At 43.5% G+C, this 23,518-nt stretch carries 24 protein-coding genes and 2 tRNA genes; 19 read left to right on the forward strand and 7 right to left on the reverse strand.

Annotated features, from left to right (window positions below):
• Positions 1-969: 969 nt before the first annotated feature.
• Both DB520_RS08315 and DB520_RS08320 read right to left on the reverse strand, forming a co-directional pair.
• Positions 970-1,042 (reverse strand) — tRNA-Lys (locus tag DB520_RS08315).
• Positions 1,043-1,047: 5 nt separating this feature from the next.
• Positions 1,048-1,124 (reverse strand) — tRNA-Arg (locus tag DB520_RS08320).
• Between the two features lie 352 nt (positions 1,125-1,476).
• Between DB520_RS08320 and DB520_RS08325 the strand changes: the two genes are divergently transcribed.
• Entirely contained in the window at positions 1,477-2,931 is a 1,455-nt protein-coding gene (locus DB520_RS08325) for a DUF294 nucleotidyltransferase-like domain-containing protein (protein WP_114749223.1), read from the forward strand.
• Between the two features lie 91 nt (positions 2,932-3,022).
• Positions 3,023-4,354 carry an MATE family efflux transporter gene (locus DB520_RS08330; RefSeq protein ID WP_114749427.1) on the forward strand — a complete coding sequence of 444 codons (1,332 nt, stop codon included), beginning with the start codon at positions 3,023-3,025 and terminating at the stop codon, positions 4,352-4,354.
• Between the two features lie 4 nt (positions 4,355-4,358).
• On the opposite strand, the gene DB520_RS08335 is transcribed toward DB520_RS08330, so the two are convergent.
• From DB520_RS08335 to DB520_RS08350, 4 genes are all read right to left on the reverse strand, one after another.
• Positions 4,359-5,726: an NTP transferase domain-containing protein gene (locus tag DB520_RS08335; protein WP_114749224.1), complete on the reverse strand. Its 1,368-nt coding sequence runs from the start codon at positions 5,724-5,726 to the stop codon at positions 4,359-4,361.
• Positions 5,727-5,733: 7 nt separating this feature from the next.
• Positions 5,734-6,402: an N-acetylmuramoyl-L-alanine amidase gene (locus tag DB520_RS08340; RefSeq protein WP_114749225.1), complete on the reverse strand. Its 669-nt coding sequence runs from the start codon at positions 6,400-6,402 to the stop codon at positions 5,734-5,736.
• A 219-nt stretch (positions 6,403-6,621) separates the two neighbouring features.
• A complete protein-coding gene (locus DB520_RS08345) occupies positions 6,622-7,701 on the reverse strand; it encodes an Ldh family oxidoreductase (protein WP_114749226.1) in 1,080 nt (359 codons plus the stop codon).
• Between the two features lie 80 nt (positions 7,702-7,781).
• Positions 7,782-8,750: a Ppx/GppA phosphatase family protein gene (locus DB520_RS08350; protein WP_114749227.1), complete on the reverse strand. Its 969-nt coding sequence runs from the start codon at positions 8,748-8,750 to the stop codon at positions 7,782-7,784.
• Between the two features lie 210 nt (positions 8,751-8,960).
• Here DB520_RS08350 and DB520_RS08355 point away from each other — a divergent pair, with 210 nt between their 5' ends.
• From DB520_RS08355 to DB520_RS08410, 12 genes are all read left to right on the forward strand, one after another.
• The gene (locus tag DB520_RS08355) at positions 8,961-10,544 is read left to right on the forward strand and encodes an acyl-CoA carboxylase subunit beta (RefSeq protein WP_114749228.1); all 1,584 of its coding nucleotides are present in this window, start codon (positions 8,961-8,963) and stop codon (positions 10,542-10,544) included.
• Positions 10,545-10,711: 167 nt separating this feature from the next.
• Positions 10,712-11,779, forward strand: coding sequence for a M42 family metallopeptidase (locus DB520_RS08360; protein ID WP_114749229.1), 1,068 nt, complete (start codon positions 10,712-10,714; stop codon positions 11,777-11,779).
• An 80-nt stretch (positions 11,780-11,859) separates the two neighbouring features.
• Complete coding sequence (locus tag DB520_RS08365; RefSeq protein ID WP_114749428.1) at positions 11,860-12,837, forward strand: 2-hydroxyacid dehydrogenase; 978 nt, start codon at positions 11,860-11,862, stop codon at positions 12,835-12,837.
• Positions 12,838-12,932: 95 nt separating this feature from the next.
• Positions 12,933-14,171, forward strand: coding sequence for an ADP-ribosylglycohydrolase family protein (locus DB520_RS08370; protein ID WP_114749230.1), 1,239 nt, complete (start codon positions 12,933-12,935; stop codon positions 14,169-14,171).
• A 207-nt stretch (positions 14,172-14,378) separates the two neighbouring features.
• Positions 14,379-14,894: a hypothetical protein gene (locus DB520_RS08375; RefSeq protein WP_114749231.1), complete on the forward strand. Its 516-nt coding sequence runs from the start codon at positions 14,379-14,381 to the stop codon at positions 14,892-14,894.
• Between the two features lie 211 nt (positions 14,895-15,105).
• Positions 15,106-15,651 carry a DUF2071 domain-containing protein gene (locus DB520_RS08380; RefSeq protein ID WP_114749232.1) on the forward strand — a complete coding sequence of 182 codons (546 nt, stop codon included), beginning with the start codon at positions 15,106-15,108 and terminating at the stop codon, positions 15,649-15,651.
• A gap of 69 nt (positions 15,652-15,720) precedes the next feature.
• A complete protein-coding gene (locus DB520_RS08385) occupies positions 15,721-16,011 on the forward strand; it encodes a helix-turn-helix domain-containing protein (RefSeq protein ID WP_114749233.1) in 291 nt (96 codons plus the stop codon).
• A gap of 224 nt (positions 16,012-16,235) precedes the next feature.
• Positions 16,236-16,583, forward strand: a complete 348-nt coding sequence (locus DB520_RS08390) for a type II toxin-antitoxin system RelE/ParE family toxin (RefSeq protein WP_114749234.1) — start codon at positions 16,236-16,238, stop codon at positions 16,581-16,583.
• Positions 16,584-16,587: 4 nt separating this feature from the next.
• Positions 16,588-16,893 (forward strand): helix-turn-helix domain-containing protein, encoded by a 306-nt coding sequence (locus DB520_RS08395; RefSeq protein WP_114749235.1) that lies wholly within the window; start codon positions 16,588-16,590, stop codon positions 16,891-16,893.
• Positions 16,894-17,165: 272 nt separating this feature from the next.
• Positions 17,166-17,525: a hypothetical protein gene (locus tag DB520_RS08400; RefSeq protein ID WP_114749236.1), complete on the forward strand. Its 360-nt coding sequence runs from the start codon at positions 17,166-17,168 to the stop codon at positions 17,523-17,525.
• Positions 17,526-17,580: 55 nt separating this feature from the next.
• On the forward strand, positions 17,581-17,823 hold the full coding sequence (locus DB520_RS08405) for a hypothetical protein (protein ID WP_114749237.1): 243 nt from the start codon (positions 17,581-17,583) through the stop codon (positions 17,821-17,823).
• Positions 17,820-18,134: a PIN domain-containing protein gene (locus tag DB520_RS08410; protein WP_114749238.1), complete on the forward strand. Its 315-nt coding sequence runs from the start codon at positions 17,820-17,822 to the stop codon at positions 18,132-18,134. Before DB520_RS08405 ends, DB520_RS08410 begins: the two co-directional genes overlap by 4 nt.
• Positions 18,135-18,204: 70 nt before the next feature.
• Here the strand turns inward: DB520_RS08410 and DB520_RS08415 are convergent, their stop codons facing one another.
• Complete coding sequence (locus DB520_RS08415; protein ID WP_114749239.1) at positions 18,205-18,567, reverse strand: hypothetical protein; 363 nt, start codon at positions 18,565-18,567, stop codon at positions 18,205-18,207.
• A gap of 187 nt (positions 18,568-18,754) precedes the next feature.
• On the opposite strand from DB520_RS08415, the gene DB520_RS08420 reads away from it, so the two are divergent.
• From DB520_RS08420 to DB520_RS08440, 5 genes are all read left to right on the forward strand, one after another.
• Positions 18,755-19,087: a type II toxin-antitoxin system RelE/ParE family toxin gene (locus DB520_RS08420; protein ID WP_114749240.1), complete on the forward strand. Its 333-nt coding sequence runs from the start codon at positions 18,755-18,757 to the stop codon at positions 19,085-19,087.
• Between the two features lie 7 nt (positions 19,088-19,094).
• Entirely contained in the window at positions 19,095-19,394 is a 300-nt protein-coding gene (locus DB520_RS08425) for a helix-turn-helix domain-containing protein (RefSeq protein ID WP_114749241.1), read from the forward strand.
• A gap of 1,162 nt (positions 19,395-20,556) precedes the next feature.
• Positions 20,557-20,796 carry a hypothetical protein gene (locus tag DB520_RS08430; protein ID WP_114749242.1) on the forward strand — a complete coding sequence of 80 codons (240 nt, stop codon included), beginning with the start codon at positions 20,557-20,559 and terminating at the stop codon, positions 20,794-20,796.
• Between the two features lie 3 nt (positions 20,797-20,799).
• Positions 20,800-21,204: a PIN domain-containing protein gene (locus DB520_RS08435; protein ID WP_114749243.1), complete on the forward strand. Its 405-nt coding sequence runs from the start codon at positions 20,800-20,802 to the stop codon at positions 21,202-21,204.
• Positions 21,205-22,522: 1,318 nt separating this feature from the next.
• On the forward strand, positions 22,523-23,494 hold the full coding sequence (locus DB520_RS08440) for an NAD(P)-dependent alcohol dehydrogenase (protein ID WP_114749244.1): 972 nt from the start codon (positions 22,523-22,525) through the stop codon (positions 23,492-23,494).
• Positions 23,495-23,518 lie beyond the last annotated feature (24 nt).

Raw genomic sequence — 23,518 nt, forward strand, 5'->3', positions numbered from 1 at the left:
TTGTATTTGTTGCGGGTACAAATGAGGGGAATAGGCGCCATGAATAACTCGGGAAAGCCGCGGTGTACCTATGGTTTCTGAAATGCTTAGATACAAAAACGGGAACAATTCTTTTCGAATTATTCCCGTTTCGTGATTGGAAGACCGTAGTATTCCTACCACGCCAAGCTACAGTTATTTTGACTTTTCCCCCAGTTACCCGGGTTCATGATCTTAGATCCTAAAACACCTACTGAAATGCCTTTCGGCAGACCAGCGTGAATTAATGGAAATCTGCGGATCCCCGTTTCAGGTTTAGGTTATTAAGCCACAACCCCTTTTTTTCCAAACTCTGTGCTTTGATCTTAATCCGGAATTTTACTTCCGGCCTTTTATCTCTCACTTGATAGTATCAAATATAGATTGTAGTCAGAGGATTACCTATTTTTTAATCAAGTATTTATGAACAATTTTCCCACAATATTTTGCGATTTGTGCACAAGTTATTCACATATTTAGTTTATTGTTAGGATACAGAATATTGTTTTGTTGTCAAATCGTACAATCCTTTTTTAGTTGAGGTGTTTAAAGTAGTAGGTGAAATCGTGATGGTCCCAATGGACAACTTTATGGGATGTAGATATTGAATGACTACTTTGGGGCTTCCCGATCCATCCCCTCTAACCAGCCCTGCTTCGGGATAAACTTCTCGCCCTAGTTTATATTGTAAAAAAAAGGAGACCTAGTATCCAAACCAAGTCTCTATTTACTTAAATCTAAGTATGGTGAACCGACAGAAGATGCCAGCGCTGCAATCTGGCCCAAGCCTAGAAATATCCAAAGGGATATTTCCTTAACGTCTTGTCCTCGCTGGGGCTTCCCGAACCATCCCCTCTAACCAGCCCTGCTTCGGGATAAACTTCTCGCCCTAGTTTATATTGTAAAAAAAAAGGAGACCTAGTATCCAAACCAAGTCTCCCTTTTCTACTGTGATCCCGCTGGGGCTCGAACCCAGGACCCATACATTAAAAGTGTATTGCTCTACCAGCTGAGCTACGGAATCATTACTGGTGATCCTGTCAGGACTCGAACCTGAAACCTACTGCTTAGAAGGCAGTTGCTCTATCCAGTTGAGCTACAGGACCAATATTTTTATTAACAACCAGCATTTCTGGTTTTTATCCGCTAGGCTCCCCTGAAACCTTCCCTACGAAAAAGCTGGGATGTTCTATCCGGTTGAACTACAGAATGTTATTCTAATTAAAAAAGGACTCAAAAACCGAAAAAATCCTGTTTTTGACCCCTTTTTCAAAAGCTTGTGCAAAGGTAAGGCAAGTTTTTATTAATTCACAACATTACTTCTTAAAATTCCGGACTTTGGCAACTAATACCCACTGCTGTTTCCCTATTGCCCTCACATTCAATTGGGTTAAAATTATACCGTGTACAATTTGCTGTGCTTGCCTTTTGGTTCTTAATTTGTAGGCAAATTGGCTTATGACAGAGGATACGCATACCGGCATTGATGACTTTTACGCCAAAAGGATAAAGGAAATCCACCCCAGGAAAATCAAGCTTTGTCCTTCCACCATGTCCATCAAGGAGGTGGCAAGGCAAATGGCCCATGAAAAAACCAGTTGCATATTTGTGGTGGGAAAGGAAGGGGACATTCAGGGGTATGTTACCGATATTACCCTCAGGGACAAAGTAATTGCACAGGAAGTCCCCGTAAACGCCCCGGTAGGGGAGATAATGGACAGCCCCATTGTCTACCTGGATCAGGAGGCCTTTGTCTATGAGGCTCTCATCCTGATGTTCCAGACCAAAACCCGTTACCTTTTAATAAAATCCAATGAAGATTTTGTGGGAATGGTGAGTAGGAACAAGATTTTAACCGAGCCTTCCAACTCCCCGTTTTTGTTTATTCAGTCGGTTAAGCAAGCCTCCACCAAGGAGGAGCTTCGGAAGAAGTGGTTGCAGGTACCGGCATTGGTGTATAGGCTGATCCAAAGGGGGGTGAGGTCTGAAATTGTTAACCAGATCATTTCCACAATAGCCGACACCATCAGTTTGCAGGTGATTGAAAACGTGCTTCGGGAAAAGGGACCTGCACCCGCTGCTTTTGTGTTTTTCACTTTGGGAAGTGAGGGGAGGATGGAGCAAACCTTGAAGACCGATCAGGACAACGCCATTATCTATGAGGATAAAGCCAATGAACAGCGGGAAAAAGTCAGGGCTTATTTCCTCGAATTTGCTGCTGAGGTATCCCAAAGGCTTCACGATATTGGTTTTTCTTTCTGTGAGGGAGGTTTTATGGCAAAAAACCCTAAATGGACCCATTCCTTGTCTCATTGGAAAAAAAACTACGAATCATGGTTCACCGAATCTTCCCCGGAAACGGTACGCACCTACGCCACCTTTTTTGATTGCAGGGCAATTTATGGTGACATTTCTCTGCTGGACAGCCTTAAGGCGTATATGGCTGACCAGTTAAAGCACCCTCTGGAACGGTTTTTTTTCAATATGACCCAAAATGCTCTTCAATTTGACCCCCAGCTGACCTGGCTAAAAAACATCCGTACTTTCAAGGTGGAAAACGAGGAGGTGTTTGACATCAAAAAGGCCATGAGCCCCATGGTGGAAGTAATCCGGATCTACGCCCTTTCCGAAGGGATTTTTGAGACAAACACTGGCAGGAGATTGAAGCTGCTTACCCAAAAGGGGGTGTTTGATGAGATTACTTCCCAGGAACTTTACCAAGCCTATTATTACCTGATGGAACTTAGGCTGGAAAGACAGGCATGGAGAATCATCAAGAAAAGGAAATCCCCTGAAAACTATATTCCTGTGGAGAAACTTACCAAGGTACAGGTGGCCACCATAAGGGAAACCTTCAAAGTGATTAAAGACCTGCAATTGAAGATCAAAATTCAGTTCACCAAGTCATTTTAGCCCTTTACCATAAATTACTTTTGACGAAGGTTTTAATTTGGTAGCTTCGTTGCCGAAAAGAAGGAATACAGTTTCCCTCAGTGGGATCACTATGAAGCATCAAAACTCACAATTTGGGACAGACCCCATTGGGAAGTTACTTTTACAACAGGCAGTTCCGGCAGCAGTGGGGATTTTGGTGCTTTCTATCTATGGCATCGTGGACACCATTTTTGTCGGGAGGTTTGTAGGTTCCCTGGGCATTGCCACCATTACCGTTGTGCTACCTATTACCTTTTTGATTTCCAGCATTGGCATGTCCATTGGAGTAGGGGGTGCGTCGATTATTTCCCGGGCCTTTGGGGACAAAAACCCCAGGAGGGCATATACTACTTTCGGCAACCAAATCGGAATGACCTTGACACTGGCCCTGATTTTTGTGGGGTTAAGTTTTTATTACCAGGAGGGGGTGCTTAAGTTATTTGGAGGTAAGGGGGATGTATTGGAGCCCTCCAAGGATTACTTTGAAATCATCTTGATAGGTATTCCCTTTTTGGCCTGGGCCATGATGAGTAATAACGTGATAAGGGCAGAAGGTTACCCAAAGGTAGCCATGTTCACGTTGATCGTCCCTGCAATCCTGAATATTATCCTTGACCCGATTTTCATCGTGGTATTGGATATGGGGCTTAAGGGGGCAGCCTGGGCCACCACCCTTTCCTATATGGCAAGTGCAGGATATACGGTATGGTTTTTCATATTCGGGAAATCCTCCATGCGGATAAAGGCGGAATGGCTAAAGCCAAATATGAATATTGCTTCAGAAATCAGTTCCTTGGGAGCTGTAACTCTGGCAAGGCAGGGAACAGTGAGTGTTTTGGCCATAGTGCTCAACAATGTACTTTTCAGCTATGGTGGAGAAATGGGGCTATCTGTATATGGGGTGATCAATAGGGTTATGATGTTTGCGAATTTTCCCGTTTTGGGAATTACTCAAGGTTTTGTGCCCATTGTGGGGTTTAACTATGGAGCCAGGTTAAAAGGCAGAGTGCAATTTGCCATTCAACTGGCCCTCAAATCATCCACCCTTATCGCGTTAGGGATCTTTGCCCTTATCATATCCTTTACCGGGCCATTGGTGCAGGTGTTTACCTCCGACCCGGAACTGATTGACCAAAGTATTCCTGCCATGCGGAAGGCTTTTCTGGCTACCCCGCTATTGGCCTTTAGCCTGATTGGCAGTGCCTATTTTCAGGCCGTAGGAAAACCCAAACCTGCCCTCTTATTGGCTTTGAGCAAGCAGGGTATATTTCTGATTCCCTTAGTATATATTATGCCGATGTTTTTTGGGATAGAGGGGATATGGTTTGCTTTTCCCTTGGCCGATACGGGCGCTGCGGGTATATCCTACTTTTATCTTAAAAAGGGGGAGGAGGTACTTTAGGCTTTCACCACCCATATTTGTCGGTGGACCAATCTTTTTTTATCAAACTTTGCTGCAACAAAAGCAACTTTTCGTCCTCTAAGTCTTCACTAAGCATAACACCCGGTCCCACAATGCTTCCTGTTCCAGCTTTTACCCCAGGTAGTAAGATGGCATTAATGCCTGTGCGGCAGTGGTCCCCGATATAGCAGGCATTGGCAAGTTCCTGGCTCTTCAGGTTTTCCCTTCTTCCCTTTACCTGCTGAGTCTGGAAGGAATCGTCAAACCTCAGTGACCCGCATACTGTCCCTGCACCTATATCGGTGTTTTCTCCTACTATTCCGGCAATCTCCATATAATGATACAGGTACACGTTATCCAGCAATACCCCGCTCAGCTCTGCCCCATGCAGTACCTTGCAGCGGTTACCTACCACAGACCCTTTATCAATGTAACACCCGTATCCGATTAGGCAGTTATCTCCTATACAGTTTTCTCCCTTTAAAAATGCACCGGCATCTATTTGCGTATTGTCACCCACCCAAAGATTGCCTTCAACTATCACATTCCTACCTATGGAGGAGTTTTTTCCAAGCCTTACAAACCCACACAGGTGTGCACTCTTGTCGATGTGGGCTCCTTCCTCAAGCTGATTAGCCCTTAATTCCCGACAAGTGATTATTGCTTGTGCATAGTTGGACTCGAGAAGATGCCAGGGCTTGTCCAGGTCCTGCCAGGGGCCAGAAGCCTGTACAGCCATTAGTTTAATCCCATCTTCCACCACATCAGACAGAACCCCCTCCAAGTAAACTTCCTCTGGGGGCATCACACCTACATCCACACGGGGAAAATATGCCGAGGAATTGCCAAGTTTGCTTGTCCATTCTAGGGGAAAGGCAAAGCCCAAAAATTGATGGGAGGTCTTTTCCCTGCTATGACCGAGGATTTCCTTGACGTATTCCCCTTGCCCATCCAGCGTACAACCAATATGGTTTTTACCGGACTCCTTGCGCTTTCCGACCAAGGCGGAAGGCTCCGTGCATTTCAGGAGACTTTGTAGGTCAGCTTCTGCATAAATGATATCCCCATAAAGGACCATCACCTGGGTATCCGTAATCCCCTCCAGCCCCTTTCGCAGCGTTTCGGCAGTGCCTTTGGTAGGACCCACATCTTGAATATCCAAGGAGGGGTCATTTCTGAAATAATGCTGGATTTTTTCTATTTTATGGTGGGCAGCCACCCTAATCTGTGTTATCCCCAAATTTCTAAGAATTCGTATTTGGTGAGCAAGCAAAGGTTCGTTGCCCACGGGTAGCATGCATTTAGGCCGGATTACATTGTAGGGCCACATCTTACTTCCTTTCCCTGCTGCTAAAATTATTGCCTTTTCCATGGGTGTATTAGGGTTTACTTTTAAATCTGTTTGTCCCCAGTCTTTTCCTTAACTTTTTCATAAATGCATCTCCGGGATCGCTCTTATCCGTAAGATAATTAGGGTCAGTTTCCTTCCATAATTCACTTCCCCTAAATGCCTGGTATTCATGATGGCCTATCACATAGGATATGTCGTGCCTTTTTGCCAGAAAATTTATCAGGTCGGCATTGGCCTTGAGTTGGGCTTTTGTAAGGGGAGCTTCAGGCCCTCCTATATTTTCTATACCTATGGCCATGTAATTTAGGCCAATGGTATGTCTGCCAAAGGTGGTATCGGGAAGCAAGCGAAAAATGGTTCCATCCCTATCCACCAAGAAATGTGCAGATACATTCAAATTGCTGGCAGTGCTGAGATCCTTTCTTCCGCCTAAGTAAACCGGGTTGAACACTTCATAAGTATCCTCCAAGGTGTACACAGCAGTCCAATGAACTACCACCATTTGGGGCTCAATAAGGGCATCCTCTTTGATGATGCCGTGTCGCTTGTCCAGATATTCCAGGGACAGCCTTTCCCTCTCTTCATCAAATTGTATTGGTTTCTCTAGAATGCGGAATGTAGGTCTGTTGCTGGAACATGCAATACCAAAAATGAAAAGGAAAGGGAAGAGTAAAGACAGGCTTTTGCTTTGGATCATAAGTTTTAAGTAGACGAAAGCCTAATGTAGCCAAAAATCAAAAAAGCTCCAATCAAACGACTAGAGCCTTTTTTATAATACAAACCTAACCAACTTTAATCTCTTATAATGTCTTTATGCTTATCTACTAATATATACGGCAAATTTAGAGTTGGGGACGTAAATCCTGTGTGACAAAAGTCATGTTTTGGGATGATTTTTTCCAAAAAAATGTTAAATCTACTCCATCCAACCAATTTCCAGCTTTTGGGCTAAGGATTTAAGGTCTTCTACCACGGCTGGCAAAAGTGGTATCCCTTCTTTTTTCCTTTTGGTTTCAAGTTCCCTTTCAGGATCACCGGGAATAAGTACCCTATCCTGCCCATCAATAGGAGTTGCTTCCCTAAATCTTTTGATCCAGGTATCCATTTGGCCCTTGAATTCATCCGCGGGTCTGAAGGCATCTATTCTCATGGCCCCAAAAAAATGACCCAGGCCTTTTCCCACAGGGTTGGGGTGGGGCTCCAGAAATGCAACAAATGGAGGTACCCATGGGCCGAAATTCGCACCCGAAAGTACTGCGGAAAAGATATCCACCACAGCACTGAGGCCATAACCCTTGTGACTGCCATGCACCCGGTCTCCTCCCAATGGCAAAAGCGCCCCGCCTTCCTTTACCCCATATGGGTTAGTGCTGGGCTTGCCATCCTTGTCCTGTACCCAACCTGAAGGGGCCTGTTCCCCTTTGCGCATGAGAATTTCCAATTTCCCATTGGCCGCAGTGGTGGTAGCCATATCCAATACGAATGGGTCCTGATGCAGGGCGGGTATGGCAACTGCAATGGGATTGGTACCCAATAAGCGCTCCTTGGAAAAAGTCGGACTTACCAGCGGGCTGGCATTGGTAAGAGATATGCCTATCATATCATGGGGTAAGGCCTGCATTGCATGGTATCCGGCTATCCCGTAGTGGTTGGAGTTTCTCACCGATACCCACCCTGTACCTACATTGTTGGCTTTTTCGATGGCCACCTGCATGGCATATGGACCCACCACCAAGCCAAGACCCCCATCCCCATCGACCACAGCCGTGCTAGGAGTTTCGTGTACCACCTGAGGTATTGGTTTGGCATTCAGTCGGCTTACTTCCCAAAGCCTCACATATCCCGAGAGCCTGGCCACTCCATGGGAATCCACCCCACGTAAATCTGCGGAAAGTAAAACATCCGCAGCAGTTTCTGCATCCCTCTCAGGGCATCCTATTTTCTGTAGGGTTTCTTTCGTGAAGGCATGCAAAGCAGCATGAGAGTAATTTTTCATTCCGGGAATTGAGTTCTAGCGTTGTGAAGCTGTAAAATTGGTAAAAAAACACAACAATCAAAAAACTGGAATAGGGTCCATCATTTCTCCATGGCGGCCAAGGACTCAAAAACATTTCCTGTTTTTTTATGGAAGAGCTCGGCAACGGCTCCTTCCTTCAAGCTGTAGGAAGAGCAAATGATGGAGGTGACTTGTATGTGAGACAATATATGTTGGATAAGGCATGAAGCGACCACAATCATATCCACCCGCATGGGGATCATTCCTTTAATCTTAAGTCTCTCTTGTTTGTTGAGCCCGATAAGCTGAGAGGAAATTTCCTCGAATTCAGCAATCGGTATTTGATGCTGCTGGGAGTGCCTGTCTTTTTTGACTCCCGATTTGGCCTCGTAGATATCAGAAAGCGTATCAAATGTTCCGGAAGCACCCACTAGGTTGTGAGGTTTTAGGGTTTCGATGGCTTTGATTAGGGGAGACAATTTCTGCCCCAGGTAAATTTTCAGGTTCTCCACATCGGTACTGCGTATAGGATCTTGATTATGAAACAGGTCCAGCATGCGTTGGCCACCTATCTCGAAACTCCCCTTCCAGAATATCTCTTCCTGGTTTCCAATAATAAATTCCACAGAACCCCCACCAATATCCATCATTAGGGAGGTTGAAGTACCCAAACAGCCACTAAGCTTAATTCCCCCATAAATAAGCTCTGCTTCCCGCTGTCCATCTATGATCTCCACGTGCAGGTCAAATTTCTCGCGGATTTGCCGGACGAAACTCTCCCCATTTGTGGCATTTCTCACTGCGCTTGTGGCAAAAATGGCAGTTTCTTCTATGTTTTCCCCTGCAATCAGATTTTTAAAATGTGCTAGTGTATGGAAAGCTCTTTTCTGGGCTTCAGGAAGGATGGTGTTCTGGGAAATACCACCTTGGCCTATTTTAACAGGTATTTTTTCCTTATACAAGGTTTGGAATTTTCTCCCTTTCACCTGGACCAATAACAAATGGAAGGTATTGGTGCCCATGTCAATCACTGCTGCTTTCCGGTTCATTGCGTCAGCCAAATTTTTGTGCGAATATAGGAAGTTTATGGAATATCGAATCCATATCTAACTTTATATTCAAAAAAATGTTGTTAAACCCCGAATACACACCTAATGTCATAGTCAAGGGTGGGGGAGAATTTTTATATCATTGATGGATAGGGGAATTATTTTTCATAGTGGGGTGTAGTGGCTATATTTGGTTAAACTTAGTTTTTAATGGCACAAAAAAAAGATAAACCCGATAACTTGTCCACCAGGGCAGGTAAGGTTCGAGAATTGGAAGAGAAAAATAACCTTGCCCTGAAAGGAGGGGGTGAAAGGAGGATAACTTCGCAGCACGAAAAGGGAAAGCTTACTGCAAGGGAGCGGCTTGACCTACTTTTGGATGAGGGTTCCTTTCAGGAACTGGATCGCTTTGTAACTCACAGGGGGAAAGATTTCGGCATTGACAAGGAGCAGTACCTGGGAGATGGGGTGGTCACCGGGTTCGGCACCATCAACAAACGGCTTGTTTATGTGTTTTCCCAGGATTTTACCGTGTTTGGAGGATCACTTTCCGAAACCCATGCGGAGAAAATATGTAAGATAATGGATCTTGCCATGAAAAACGGTGCGCCAGTGATAGGGCTAAATGATTCCGGAGGAGCTAGGATACAGGAGGGGGTAAATTCCTTGGGGGGATATGCGGACATCTTCTATCGCAACACCTTGGCTTCAGGGGTAGTCCCCCAACTTTCGGCCATCATGGGACCATGTGCAGGAGGTGCGGTTTATTCACCGGCCATTACTGATTTCATCTTGATGGTAGAAAACACCTCCTATATGTTTGTGACAGGACCCAATGTGGTGAAAACGGTAACCCAGGAAAAGGTAACCGCAGAGGAATTAGGAGGGGCATCCGCTCATGGCTCAAAGAGTGGCGTCACGCATTTTTCCTGTGCAAATGAGCTGGATTGCGTGGAACATATCAAGAAATTGCTTTCCTATATCCCCCAAAACTGCGAGGAAGAAGCACCTTCCATTCCCTATGAACATAAGGGTGAGGAAATTCGGGAAATTCTCGATGAGCTGATCCCGGAAAGCCCCAACCAACCCTATGACATGCGGGAAGTTATAGCTGGCATTATGGATACCAACAGTTTTTTGGAGGTCCATAAGGACTTTGCTGAGAATATTGTGGTAGGCTTTGGAAGGCTTGCAGGGAAAAGCATAGGGATCGTAGGCAACCAACCCGCAGTGTTGGCTGGAGTCCTTGACATCAATTCATCCCGGAAAGCGGCACGATTTGTAAGATTTTGTGACTGTTTTAATATTCCCTTGCTCGTGCTCGTGGATGTACCTGGATTTTTGCCAGGAACGGACCAGGAGTGGAACGGAATCATCGGCAATGGGGCCAAATTGCTGTATGCCTTTTCGGAAGCCACTGTTCCCAGGGTTACGGTAATTACCCGAAAAGCCTACGGCGGGGCCTATGATGTAATGAATTCCAAACATATAGGTGCTGACCTCAACTTTGCCTGGCCATCGGCAGAGATAGCAGTGATGGGTCCAAAGGGAGCGGCAGAAGTCATTTTCAGGAAAGAAATAGCCAGTGCCGAAGATCCGGAGGCCAAGCTGGAGGAAAAGGTAGCGGAATTCTCAAAGAAATTTGCAAACCCCTACACGGCAGCCGAAAGGGGGTTTATCGATGAGGTGATTTTGCCCAGAGATACCAGAGGCAGGTTGATCCGGGCATTTGCGATGCTGCAGAATAAAGTGGACAGCTTACCAAGAAAGAAGCACGGCAATATTCCATTATAAGGATAAATAGTCCCTTTTTTTGTATCCTGGCCAGGTGTTTGTCGAAAATTAATTTCCTTTGTAACCACTACTTTGTTAAGGCTCCTGGATTAGGGACCAAGACTTGGAAATGGGGTTTCTAAAGGCTCGAATTTTGTTAATAAAAAATGTTGAATTGAAGTAAAATTATGCAACCTAACGAAAAATTTCTTTACAAATATTTAAATAACCCATCCCCGACGGGGTTTGAGGCTTCGGGACAGCAACTTTGGCTGGATTATATAAAGCCCTATACCGACGATTACTTTACGGATGCCTATGGTACAGCCGTGGGGGTGATTAATCCCAAGGCAGATTTTAAGGTGGTGATAGAGGCCCATGCAGATGAGATCAGTTGGTTTGTCAACTATATCACTCCCGAGGGATATATTTACGTGGTAAGAAACGGGGGGTCAGACCATCAGATCGCCCCCAGTATGCGGGTGAATATCCATACGGAGGATAAGATTGTAAATGGGGTTTTCGGCTGGCCAGCTATACACGTAAGGGATAAGGCTAAAGAGGAACCTCCAAAGATGGAAAATATTTTTATTGACGTAGGCGCCAGGACTAAGGAAGAAGTAGAGGAAATGGGCATCTATGTAGGATGTGTGGTGACCTTCAAAGACGAGCTTTCTGAACTAAACGACAAGTTTTATGCTGGTAGGGCCTTGGACAACCGAATAGGTGGATATATGATTGCCGAAGTAGCCCGAAAAATCAAGGAGGAAAAACTGGATTTGCCTTTTGGACTTTATGTGGTAAATGCCGTTCAAGAGGAAATAGGCCTAAGAGGGGCGGAGATGATCGCCGCCAACATCAAACCCAATGTGGCTATCATCACCGACGTATGTCATGATACCACTGCACCCCTATATAATAAGGTTACCAGTGGGGACTATACAGCCGGAAAGGGACCTGTGCTTCCAACTGGTGCGGCAGTACACAGAAAATTGCTGGACTTGTTAATCTCTTCCGCAAAAACAAGAGATATTCCCTTCCAACGCTCCGCATCTTCCAGGAGCACCGGTACGGATACCGATGCTTTTGCCTATAGCAATGGAGGGGTACCTTCCGCATTGGTGAGTCTACCCATAAAATACATGCATACCACGGTGGAAACCGCCAGTAAATCGGATATCCTTCATGTTATCCACCTTATAGCAGGTTTTTTGCAGGATTTTGACAAGGGGTTTGACTTCCGGTATGTGAAATAAGATTGAATCACAAGGGTACCCGGCTGCCAAGCCGGGTCCTTTTTATGGCTTTGTTTACCTATCACCAATCTCACTCAACCATGAACGTATTTATCAATAAAATTATCCCGGAAAAAGGGCTGAAACTTCTCGAAGAAGCGGGTATTACCTACACCATGTGGAAGGAAAAGACCATCCTGGATAGAGAGCAGGCAATTTACTTTTGCAAAGGCCATGATGCTTTTATCAGTGCGGGCCAAAGTGGACTTGATGCTGATTTTTTCGCCCAGTGCAAACACCTCAAGGTGGTGGCACTTCACTCCGTAGGTTTCGACGGGGTGGATGTAGCAGCAGCCACCAAAAATGGTGTGCCTATTGGTAATACCCCCAACGTGCTCAACAGGGCCACCGCAGAAACAGCCCTTTTATTGATGTTGACCGTAGCCAGAAAAGCGCTATTTCTGCACAAGAAAATTCAAAAAGGGCAGTGGGGAGTGGCTCAGCCAACTGAAGATTTGGGATTTGACATGGAGGGGAAGACCTTGGGCGTAGTGGGTTTAGGCAGGATAGGTGCGGAGTTGGCCAGGATCTGCAAACAATCCTGGAACATGGATATCCTTTACTTTAACCGGGGTAGGAATAAAGAGGCGGAGCAGGAGTTTGGTGCCAAAAAGGTGAGTTTCGAAGAGCTATTGTCCAGCAGCGATGTGGTGTCGGTACATACCGCCCTCACTGCTGAAACCAAGGGGATGTTTAATGCAGATGCCTTTGAGAGGATGAAACCCACTGGAATCTTTATCAATACGTCTAGGGGTGGGGTGCATGATGAGCAAGCCTTGATCTCGGCTCTTGAAAAAGGTGTAATTTGGGGAGCGGGACTGGATGTGACCAATCCCGAACCGATGAAAGCGGGAAACCCCTTGCTGGAAATGGAAAATGCAGTGGTTTTCCCTCATATCGGTTCCTCTACGGTAGAAACCAGAGGTGAGATGTCCCGCTGTGTGGCGGAAAACATCATTGCAGGGCTTAAGGGGGAAAGGTTGCCTTACCCCGTGAACCCGGAAGTCTATGATAGTTGACACCCAGGCAATAACTTCAGTTGGAGATGGTCTGTGGCAACACAGACCATTATTTTTTTTGCTTCAATATTCGTAAATTCCCAAAAAAAACAGGCATGAAGCAGTTAATCTTTGTTTTCGTTTTCTCCATTTTTATTTTTTCCGGGTACAGCCAAACTTTCAAGGAAATATCAAAAGAAGCATTCAAGGACAAAATATTCGGGTACTGGAACGGTCAACTAGTGGGCAATTACTTGGGTTTCCCTTTTGAGAATTTGTATGATGAGGAGCCTATCCCTGTTTTTGTGGACAGATACTTCACTTTTGAGGATGCTGAAAAGCATGGGTTGAAAATGAACCTTGATGACCGCAGGGCCTATATACACATTATGGCTGATGCCTTGGGTGGGGCCTGGAGCGATGATGATACCGACATAGAACTCGTGATGCTGCACGGGTTGGAGGAGCATGGGCTGGATATTACCTATGAGCAGGTGGCCGCCTTGAGGGACAAGCATGTGCGCAGGTTTATTTGGGCATCCAATGCCAGGGTCAGGGAACTGATTAAAGAGGGTCATGTTCCCCCTGCGACCGGAAGTAAGGAGCTGAATGATTGGTGGTTTGGGGTTACCTCCCACCTGATCAATGAAATCTGGGGAGTGGTGTACCCCGGGATGGTGCAAAAGGCCGTCGAATGGTCCGAGTGGGGGGCCAGGATTACCAATGATGACTGGGCCACGCACCCTACCCTATTTTACGGTGCCCTATACAGCGCTGCATTTTTTGAAAAGGACGTCCATAAACTTATACAGGTTGGCATGGGTGTTTTGCCTCCGGACAGTCCCTTTTTGGAGGGAATCCATGATGTGCTGCGCTGGAGTGAGGAATTGGAGGATTGGAGGGACTGCAGAAAGCGCATCCATAAGAAGTATTTCAAGGAAGTAGCCGGGTTTGAGATTCCCTTTCCCATGATGGGATCCACCGTCAATGCCCTCAATGCAGTGATGGCTTTGGTATATGGAGAAGGGGATTTTGTACAGACCGTGGGCATAGCTGCCACCACGGGGTATGACTGCGACAACCAGGCCGCCACCCTTGGGGGGCTGATGGGGGTGATCCATGGGGGAACCCAAATCCCCGACCGGCTTACCAAAACCCTGCCTTCCAGGGGGGAATGGGAATTACCCTTCAATGATTCCTACCTCAATTACTCAAGGGACCAGCTTCCCAATCATTTCAAGATCAGTGATATAGTGGATCGCATCATGGCCTTGTCCGAAAAGGCAATAGTGGAAAATGGGGGAGAGGTAAAGGTGCAAAACGGGGAAAAGGTGTTTGTGGTCAAGGTGGAGTAATCATGGGTTTGGGATGCCAGGGAATATGCTGAAGGAAAAGATAGAGTTCGTCAGAGGGGAAAATAGTAATAATATTTTTTTATATGGCCCTAAAAAATACCCTAATCGGGGTATTAACTTACGAAATATAAAAAAATATTAAATTTTGAAAAATTCAAAAACTAAAAATGGGGTAATATAGAATAATAACTTGAAAGCGATAAATAAATGAAATTTGACTTGATAAAACCGAATAGAGGTAAGTATTTAAGATTATTGCTCTACCTGGTATCGTTTGTTTTATTTACGGCTATTGCTGTTTTACTAAGCTTTTTAGCATATAGTTCATTTATAAAGTTACCATTTTTTATTGAAAATTTTAAATTTACAGCAATTACAATTATTTTAATTACGGTTGTATCGATGTTGCTTCTAAATAATATTACCCGGGCTCTAATAGATAAAAGTGAAGTCATAGGTTCCTTAATTATACAGTCAGAACGTATTATAATTGACCTTAAAGGAAGTTTCAAATCTATCCAAAATGACGATATTAAATTTATAAGGTTTGCAAATGCTATGGGATGGAGTATTTCTAGTCCTGATGCCTATCAAATTCAGATTGTATTAAAGGATGGTTCCGAAATAGACATAGAATATATTCGAGCAAAAAATAAGAAATCCTCATTAAAATACTTTGCGAAAAAGAATGGAATTGAGACTAGATATTGGAATCTAGCATAATAATTACTAAGAATAGAAACAGATTCTTAATTGAAATTAAGAATTTTCTGGAAATCAAACCAAAAAATAACTAGCCCATAATTTCATAAAAAAAATCAAAGAGGTCAATATAAAGGGAAAATTATGTTTGATTTTTAGCTTGCCGTTTAGGAGGGTTGTTAACCTCTGAAAACTGTTTCCTTCTTTTATTTAACGAGAAATCTACACTATAATGAAAATCCCGACAATACACGGATATATCGACAGAAGAATTTTAATCAACTTCACGGCTGACCCAAAAGCGGTGAATAAAATTATTCCTTTTCCTTTTAGACCAAAAATTTATAAAGAAAAAGCAATTGTTGGAATTTGCCTTATCAGACTAAAAAACATAAAACCAAAAGGGCTACCTGATTTTTTTGGTGTCAACTCTGAAAATGGTGCTCACAGAATTGCGGTTGAGTGGGACGAAAATGGAGAAACAAAAATAGGGGTCTTTATTCCACGCAGGGACACTTCACTAAAACTAAATACTCTTGTAGGTGGACGAATATTTCCAGGCAGACATTATTACGCAAAATTCAACGTAAAAGAGAATAAGGGAAATTATCATGTTGACTTTAAAAGCTCTGATAATACCGAAATTTCAATTGATGCCATTGAGACAAAGTTGTTTAACGAGAAATCAATTTTTGAAACACTGAATAACGCTTCTGACTTTTTTGAAAATGGGGACTGTGGTTATTCGCCAAACAAAGACAAATTTGAAAGAAATTGAAAAGGCGAGTAAGTTGATGGACCAATACTTTGCCGAAAAAGAATCAGAAAAAAAGAAAAGAACGTAGCCATGAATACAAAAAGCTGGAAAAACATAAAAGATGATGTGTATGGAATGAAAGGCACATCACGAAGAGACGAACTTGAAAGAGATTTTGAATCATTTAAGATCGGTGTATTATTGAAGAAAGCCAGGGAAGACAAGAATTTGACCCAAGAGCAATTGGCGGAATTAGTAGACAAGAAAAGAACCTACATTTCAAGAGTCGAAAATAACGGAAGCAACCTGACACTAAAAACGCTCTTCGACATAGTGGAAAAAGGATTGGGAGGAAAAGTCAAAATTTCCATCGAATTGTAAAAACAAAAAATATGCGCTATAACATCACCTTTGATACAGCGGGCAGATCCGAGTAAATTTGAAAACTTGTATCTTTAAGAAGTTAGGAGTAAGCTTGGGAGATACGTCTCCGAAAGCACCCGTCTCCAAGCTAAATCCCGTTAGAGTGCATTAAAAGAGCCTATCCCCATATAAATTCTATTGAACTTGGAGAATTTTGTACCATTATTCGTTAACTTTACGTAATGGATAAGAAGAGAACCCTGATTTTTTACAAGAACAATTTTTCTGAATTCTTCGATAAGTTGCCTGTCAATGTTCAGAATAAAATTGACCAAGTCCTGTATATGGTCATGGTATTGGAAAGGATTCCCATAAAGTTCTTTCAACATATGACAGGAACAGAAGGCCTTTACGAAATCAGGGTAGAATTCGGCAGCGATATTTACAGGATTTTTTCCTGTTTTGATGAAGGTAATTTGGTGGTGCTCTTCAATGGTTTTCAGAAAAAGAGCCAAAAGACACCGAAGAAAGAAATAGAAAAAGCGTTAAGTCTAAAAGCAGAATATTTTAGTGAAAAGCAAAACCACTGATAAGATGGAAAATAGGGATAAAAAAAATATTACAACCTTTGAAGAACATTTAGAAAAAAGATATGGGGAACCAGGAACAGGTCATAGAATGGCATTTGAGGCTAAGGCGAAAGCTTTTGCCATCGGGGAACTTATCAAGGAAGAGAGAAGGCTTTCGAACATGACTCAGGAACAACTGGCACTGAAAACCGGAACAAAAAAGAGCTTTATTTCAAGAATTGAAAATGGTAAAAGTGATATTCAGCTATCCACGTTGTACAAAATTCTTGAAATTGGGTTAGGCAAGAAAATATCATTTACAATAGAATAAGGTAAAACGCACCCTAACCTTGGCTTGAGTGCAGCAGGCCGATTTCGAATAAAATAATCTTTTAGTCAATTAAGGCAGTTGGGGAAATCCGGCAAGAAAACGGATCCGAAAGGGCCCACCGCACCCAAACCCTGACCGTTAGCGAAAATTTAAAGAGACTTATACAAAGTAATTATACATATCATTTTATTTTTAAATATGTGTTCCTAGGAGCTGGAATCATTATGATTATAACATCTTTAGTTTCTTGGTCCTTCCCCAATCTGATAACCATGAACGGAGAACAAATGTCACAGGATTTTTTTGTTTCGATTGTCTTTTTAGTAATTGGGTTTTTCATGATCATAATTTTCTTTGGAATCAATGATAAATTTGTTGTAGTAAAATTGGGAGGTCAATCATTGATAGTTAAAAAAAGAACTTGGGAAAAAAGTAATAACTGGCTGGATGTCGAATCCTTATCTTTAATACAGTTTGTTTATCCTCCTCTGTATAGAATCAAAATTAGGGGTATCGAGAAAACGTTTTGGTTCAACCCTGAAAATCAATTTATCAGTGCAGGTGGGTTTACCAGTGATTTAAGTGAAATGGGGCATTTGATAAAGAAAAAGAAAAGAGAATTAGGAATTTAATTATCCAAATCTCTTGACCACCAAACCAATAATTCCGTAAATTGTTAAAAAAAGCATGGCAAACCTTACTTTAAACAACAAGGCATTGGAAAAGTATTTCGGACCTTTAAAAGGTCTTGATAATCTTTCCAAGAAAAAATTGATCATAAAATTGACAGAATCTCTTGAAGTAAAAAAAGAGAAGGTCGATCTTAATACTCTTTTTGGAGCATGGGAAGACAACAGGGATGCGGATGAAATCATTAAAGAAATCAGAGAATCAAGAGTTGAAAAATCAGAAAATACTGATTTCGAATGAAGTATCTTTTAGACACCAATATCTGTATCCATTTTTTACGAGGAAAGTTTGGGCTCATAAAAATGCTTCAGGAGATCGGAACTGAAAACTGTGCTATTTCCGAAATCACATTAGCGGAATTAGTTTCTGGTGCAGAAAAAAGTACAAACCCCAAAAAGAACCTTGAATTAATTGAGGTATTCACCAATCAAGTTATGATCCTCCCGATATTCAATGCCATATACATTTATGCAAAAGAAAAAGCCAGATTAAGATCAAAGGGTGTTCAGTCCCCCGAAACAAGTTCGGGGCAGGCTTTCACTACCTTGTAAGGGTCTCTGTTTTTCAGAGCTTGTTTCCAGTAGCTACTATGACCTACCGTTTGGCACGGCACAGGTACTGTTACCACAGCACAGGTTGGCTGACTTCTTGGCACATAGAAACCGAATCTATTCCAAGACCTCCCCAGAGCCTGTCCCGGACTCGCTTCGGGATAAGGGCATATTCCTTCCTCCGATTCCCGCAGCATCTACTAATTAGAGTATATTGGTCACGGGCATCGCAAAGATGTGCTTGCTCACCCACTCCAACTAGCCTCCGTATGCCGTTTCTGTTCGTCGGTACCGGATTTTGTAGTCCCGCTTTTAGTATATCCTGAGACTTCAGGGCTTCACTGCATTCCTCACGGAAAACCAGCTTGCGGCTTTCTAACAGGCTATACCAACTTGCCTGCAAGGGACTTGCACCCTCTGGAAGGGTACACACATTGTGTAAGCCTAATGCGGGCTGATTGGCTAAAATTGAGTATTTTGCAATCTATCTATCAAAGGTTAGTGTGGGCGGACAGTGAATCGCTCCGAAATCCGGGACTACGCTTATACTTATCGTTAGAGTGCATTAAAATAAGTCTGCGTTCTTGGAAAATGTTATCTTTTAAGATAACTTTGTGCGTATGGTCAGGAAGATTATTTTTTACGAAAACCACTTTATGGAATTTTACCAAGACCAGGATGAAAAGGTCAAGAGTAAGATTCAATATGTTTTTGAACTGATCAAGCAAGTGGAAAGGGTGCCCAAAAAGTTCCTCGATCATATTAAAGGAACTGATGGGCTATTTGAGGTACGTGTGGAATACCAATCAAATATCTATAGGATATTTTGTTGTTTTGATGAAGGAAGGTTAGTGGTTCTCTTCAACGGTTTCCAGAAGAAAACCCAAAAGACACCAAAAAAAGAGATCGAGAAAGCCGAAAGGTTAATGAAGGAATATTTTCAATCAAAGTAACAAAACCATGAAAGATTATAAGGATATCAAAACTTTCGATGAACTGATAGAATTGGAGCATGGAAAAATCGGGAGCGAAAGCCGAAATAAATATGAAGAGAACGCCAAGATGTTTATCGTCAGCGAGATGTTGAAGGCGGCAAGGAAGGAAGCCAACATGACCCAGGAGCAGTTGGCCGAAAAAGCTGGGACGAAGAAAAGTTATATTTCTAAACTTGAAAATGGAAAAGGGAACATACAGTTGTCGACCTTGATCAGGATTTTCGAACAAGGGCTTAATAGGAGAATTGGATTGACTTTCCTATAAAATGAAAGGAATAACGCACTCTAACATCACCTTGGATCCATCGGGGATCCCGGTAAAGATTTTGTTTTGTACTTTTAATAACATCCGTTCTGAAAAGAAAGGGTACGGCTCCGGAAGGACCCGCCGTCTCCAAGCTGAGGACCGTGTGTGACTTGAATCAGCCCCAAGGGGCTGAATGCTTTGAAATGGATGGAGGACTATTGGGCAACTAGTAGATAGGCCCTCCGATGGCGGCTTGAGGGCCTGCCCTGATTTTCAGGGTTAGTCCTGAGACCTCAGGGAGCAGACATCAAACTACCTTGCGCTGCATATCTGGGAAACTAATGTGTGGTGAGTGGTAAGGAAAAACGGGGACAATGATTCCTGTAGGTGAGTGCTGTGGAGCTGAATAGCTTGTCCCGGACTTGTTTCGGGAAAAATAAACCAGTGATGAAGCCTCGAGAAAGCAAATCTCGGTGTGGAAAATAGGTAATTACGTGTGTACCTATGACAAGTGTGGCGGACGTCCGGATCCCGATAGCTATCGGGAGGCCACACCGCATCCGGGGTTAAGCTGGCAGGAACGCAGTACAGGCCATTTCCCTGACGCAGTCAGGGGAACAAGTGAACTCTACACCGCTCTGTAAAATCGAAAGAGGAAGCGGACTTTCAGGGAATCCTGATGGAAAATCGGGACAAGTTGTGGAAGAGGTGTAGGGGGCAGACTCATTCGTAGTAGAGTTGAAGCTCCTGAAATGCTCAGCATTCACGAATACCGATAAAATTAATTGCCTTATGAGTAAATGGGAGTGGAGCACGGCAAATGTCCGGGAGGATATTTGAGCGAGGTATGCGGGTAGGGAGCATATCCTATTTCGCCTTCATATACAACCTTGTTCATTCAGGGGAGGATTTATGGAAAAGGGACAGGACCACCGCTAATTGATTAAATTAGTGCATTACCTTTAAGTGGTTGTTGGTATGAGGTGCCCCCGAGGGATCGGGGCAGGCTGTGTGAGGTGAGAGTCTCACGCAAAGCCTGTCCCGCTTTTACGGGAGTTCTGTGGGAAGGTAGGGGTGAAATTCCCCCGCCTGACCCGATTACAGGGAAGTTGAAGAAGAATCAAGTAGAATGGAAATCAGTTTTATGATGTAATTTCATATATTTATTAAAATTTAGGCTATGACACATGCAGAACGCCATATAGTGGAAACCTATTCGGAGCTTTTTGAAAGTTTGAGTTCGGTAAGCAAATTAGAGTTGCTGGAACGGCTCGCAAAATCTATTAGGAAAGGAAGAAAGTCTAATGAAAAGGATTTTTTTAGTTCCTTCGGAGGATTTGCTTCAGAAAAGCCAGCCGAAGAAATCATAAAAGATATTAGGGAAAGCAGGAAATTCAGATCAAAAGACTTGAAAATTTGATATATGCAATATTTGCTTGACACGAGTATTTGTGTCTTTTTTTTGAGAGGTAAACTCCATCTCGATAAAATCATCAAGGAAAAAGGTCTTGAGAATTGTTTCATCTCTGAAATAACAGTTTTTGAACTGAAATACGGAGCAGAAAATAGCGAAGATGCCAAAAAATCTCACAGAGCGGTTGATAAATTTGTAAAGGGACTAACCATTATTCCAATTTTTGGGATAGTAGACCAGTATGCCAATAATAAAGTCTTGCTAAGAAAAAACGGAACACCGATGCATGATGAATTTGATTTGATCATTGGTGTTACCGCACTAGCTAACGAAATGATTTTAGTAACAGACAATATTAAAGACTTCAGGTACTTAGAAAACCTGAAATTGGAAAACTGGTCGGAAAGAAAATAACCTCCCTGTAACAGCACCTAAGAAAACATGGGCACCCGGTGCCAAGGGAAAGGTTTATTTTCCGAACTAACTTTTTCTATGGTGTAAAGAAAATCGCTCCGAAATGCCCCACGATTCTTAGGTGCAAAACGTGACTTGAATCAGCCCTAAGGGGCTGAATGCTTTGAAATGGATGGAGGACTATTGGACAACCAATAGAGAGGCCCTCCTATGACGGTTTGAGGGCTTGCCCTGATTTTCAGGGTTAGTCCTGAGACCTCAGGGAGCAGCCATCAAAGACGCTGCATATCTGGGAAACTAATGTGTGGTGAGCGGTAAGGAAAAACGGGGACAATGATTCCTGTAGGTGAGTGCTGTGGAGCTGAATAGCTTGTCCCGGACTTGTTTCGGGAAAAATAAACCAGTGATGAAGCCTCGAGAAAGCAAATCTCGGTGTGGAAAATAGGTAATTACGTGTGTACCTATGACAAGTGTGGCGGACGTCCGGATCCCGATAGCTATCGGGAGGCCACACCGCATCCGGGGTTAAGCTGGCAGGAACGCAGTACAGGCCATTTCCCTGACGCAGTCAGGGGAACAAGTGAACTCTACACCGCTCTGTAAAATCGAAAGAGGAAGCGGACTTTCAGGGAATCCCAATGGAAAATCGGGACAAGTTGTGGAAGAGGTGTAGGGGGCAGACTCATTCGTAGTAGAGTTGAAGCTCCTGAAATGCTCAGCATTCACGAATACCGATAAAATTAATTGCCTTATGAGTAAATGGGAGTGGAGCACGGCAAATGTCCGGGAGGATATTTGAGCGAGGTATGCGGGTAGGGAGCATATCCTATTTCGCCTTCATTTACTACCTTGTTCATTCAGGGGAGGATTTATGGAAAAGGGACAGGACCACCGCTAATTGATTAAATTAGTGCATTACCTTTAAGTGGTTATTAGTATGAAGAGCCCCCGCATTATTGCGGGGCAGGCAGTGTGAAGTGAGAGTCTCACGCACAGCCTGTCCCGCGTTTACGGGAGTTCTGTGGGAACGTGGGGGTGAAATTCCCCCGCCTGACCCGATTTTTAAAACAGGTGAAATCGAGCCTGTCCTGACGGCAGTCAGGGCATGACGAGCACGTCACACACTGGGATGCCCCGTATAGCTATCGGGGCGTTGCGAGATTCCCCCGAAACAAGTTCGGGGCAGGCAGGGGCAGGCTATATGACCGCGGAAAAGACAATTATAAACACATGAAATCGAGCATGACGCAAGCGACGCACGGAGGGATGGTTATCATGGCGAGATTCCATGTGGCCATTGAAAAGAAAATATAAACACATGAAAGCGATACTACTAAAGGAATACGGATTGCCGAATGTTCTTGAAATTGGGGAAGTGGCAATACCTGTTCCGAATGCCAATGAGGTACTGGTGAAAATTCACTCAGCATCCATCAATGATTGGGACTGGGGGATAGTTAGGGGCAAACCATTTGTGATTCGTTTGTTTTTTGGTTTGAAAAAGCCAAAAATACCTATTCCCGGGGTGGATATCTCTGGAAAAATTGAAGCAGTAGGCGGCAACGTGCGGTCCTTTAATATCGGTGATGAGATATATGGAGATCTTTCGGAATGCGGGTGTGGTGGATTTGCCGAATATGTTTGTGTACCGGAAAAAGAATTGTCCAAAAAACCTTCCAATATTAGCCATAATGATACCTCTGCCCTGCCCCATGCCGGATTACTCGCTCTACAGGGACTTGTGGAAATGGGAAAGGTGAAATCCGGGCAGAGTATCCTGATCAATGGTGCCGGAGGCGGTGTCGGAACCCTGGGAATTCAAATCCTGAAATCATATGGGGTAAAGGTAACCGGTGTTGACAGTGCCGAAAAACTTGATTTGATGAAATCGTTGGGATTTGACAGCGTGATGGATTATAAAAAAGTGGACTTTACCGATACCGGAGAAAAATATGACCTGATCCTTGATACAAAATCAAACAGGTCCGTATTTAAATATGCACGGTCCCTCAAAGAAAATGGCAGGTATATCACCGTTGGAGGATCGATGTACAGATTATTGGAAATCGCATTGTTCGGTTCGCTAATAGTACTTTTTACCGGTAAAAAGCTGAGCGTACTCATTCATAAGCCAAATAAAGGTTTAGACCAGATTTCTGAATTTGTAGAAAAGGGGCAAATGAAACCTGTTGTTGATGGCCCCTATGGATTTGATAAAATCCCTGAGTTGATTCAATATTTCGGTGAGGGCAGGCATTTGGGAAAGATTGTAATTGAAATTAAAAAATAGCCAATTCCCTTCAAAGCACTTACC

The organism is Pleomorphovibrio marinus (genome assembly GCF_003347495.1).
GTDB lineage: Bacteria > Bacteroidota > Bacteroidia > Cytophagales > Cyclobacteriaceae > Pleomorphovibrio > Pleomorphovibrio marinus.

What these genes read in the sequence shown, in the direction of transcription:
- DB520_RS08325 (WP_114749223.1), top strand. Translation starts at nt 1,477, where the DNA reads ATGACAGAGGATACGCATACCGGCATTGATGACTTTTACGCCAAAAGG.
- DB520_RS08330 (WP_114749427.1), top strand. Translation starts at nt 3,023, where the DNA reads ATGAAGCATCAAAACTCACAATTTGGGACAGACCCCATTGGGAAGTTA.
- DB520_RS08335 (WP_114749224.1), bottom strand. Translation starts at nt 5,726, where the DNA reads ATGGAAAAGGCAATAATTTTAGCAGCAGGGAAAGGAAGTAAGATGTGG.
- DB520_RS08340 (WP_114749225.1), bottom strand. Translation starts at nt 6,402, where the DNA reads ATGATCCAAAGCAAAAGCCTGTCTTTACTCTTCCCTTTCCTTTTCATT.
- DB520_RS08345 (WP_114749226.1), bottom strand. Translation starts at nt 7,701, where the DNA reads ATGAAAAATTACTCTCATGCTGCTTTGCATGCCTTCACGAAAGAAACC.
- DB520_RS08350 (WP_114749227.1), bottom strand. Translation starts at nt 8,750, where the DNA reads ATGAACCGGAAAGCAGCAGTGATTGACATGGGCACCAATACCTTCCAT.
- DB520_RS08355 (WP_114749228.1), top strand. Translation starts at nt 8,961, where the DNA reads ATGGCACAAAAAAAAGATAAACCCGATAACTTGTCCACCAGGGCAGGT.
- DB520_RS08360 (WP_114749229.1), top strand. Translation starts at nt 10,712, where the DNA reads ATGCAACCTAACGAAAAATTTCTTTACAAATATTTAAATAACCCATCC.
- DB520_RS08365 (WP_114749428.1), top strand. Translation starts at nt 11,860, where the DNA reads ATGAACGTATTTATCAATAAAATTATCCCGGAAAAAGGGCTGAAACTT.
- DB520_RS08370 (WP_114749230.1), top strand. Translation starts at nt 12,933, where the DNA reads ATGAAGCAGTTAATCTTTGTTTTCGTTTTCTCCATTTTTATTTTTTCC.
- DB520_RS08375 (WP_114749231.1), top strand. Translation starts at nt 14,379, where the DNA reads ATGAAATTTGACTTGATAAAACCGAATAGAGGTAAGTATTTAAGATTA.
- DB520_RS08380 (WP_114749232.1), top strand. Translation starts at nt 15,106, where the DNA reads ATGAAAATCCCGACAATACACGGATATATCGACAGAAGAATTTTAATC.
- DB520_RS08385 (WP_114749233.1), top strand. Translation starts at nt 15,721, where the DNA reads ATGAATACAAAAAGCTGGAAAAACATAAAAGATGATGTGTATGGAATG.
- DB520_RS08390 (WP_114749234.1), top strand. Translation starts at nt 16,236, where the DNA reads ATGGATAAGAAGAGAACCCTGATTTTTTACAAGAACAATTTTTCTGAA.
- DB520_RS08395 (WP_114749235.1), top strand. Translation starts at nt 16,588, where the DNA reads ATGGAAAATAGGGATAAAAAAAATATTACAACCTTTGAAGAACATTTA.
- DB520_RS08400 (WP_114749236.1), top strand. Translation starts at nt 17,166, where the DNA reads ATGAACGGAGAACAAATGTCACAGGATTTTTTTGTTTCGATTGTCTTT.
- DB520_RS08405 (WP_114749237.1), top strand. Translation starts at nt 17,581, where the DNA reads ATGGCAAACCTTACTTTAAACAACAAGGCATTGGAAAAGTATTTCGGA.
- DB520_RS08410 (WP_114749238.1), top strand. Translation starts at nt 17,820, where the DNA reads ATGAAGTATCTTTTAGACACCAATATCTGTATCCATTTTTTACGAGGA.
- DB520_RS08420 (WP_114749240.1), top strand. Translation starts at nt 18,755, where the DNA reads ATGGTCAGGAAGATTATTTTTTACGAAAACCACTTTATGGAATTTTAC.
- DB520_RS08425 (WP_114749241.1), top strand. Translation starts at nt 19,095, where the DNA reads ATGAAAGATTATAAGGATATCAAAACTTTCGATGAACTGATAGAATTG.
- DB520_RS08430 (WP_114749242.1), top strand. Translation starts at nt 20,557, where the DNA reads ATGACACATGCAGAACGCCATATAGTGGAAACCTATTCGGAGCTTTTT.
- DB520_RS08435 (WP_114749243.1), top strand. Translation starts at nt 20,800, where the DNA reads ATGCAATATTTGCTTGACACGAGTATTTGTGTCTTTTTTTTGAGAGGT.
- DB520_RS08440 (WP_114749244.1), top strand. Translation starts at nt 22,523, where the DNA reads ATGAAAGCGATACTACTAAAGGAATACGGATTGCCGAATGTTCTTGAA.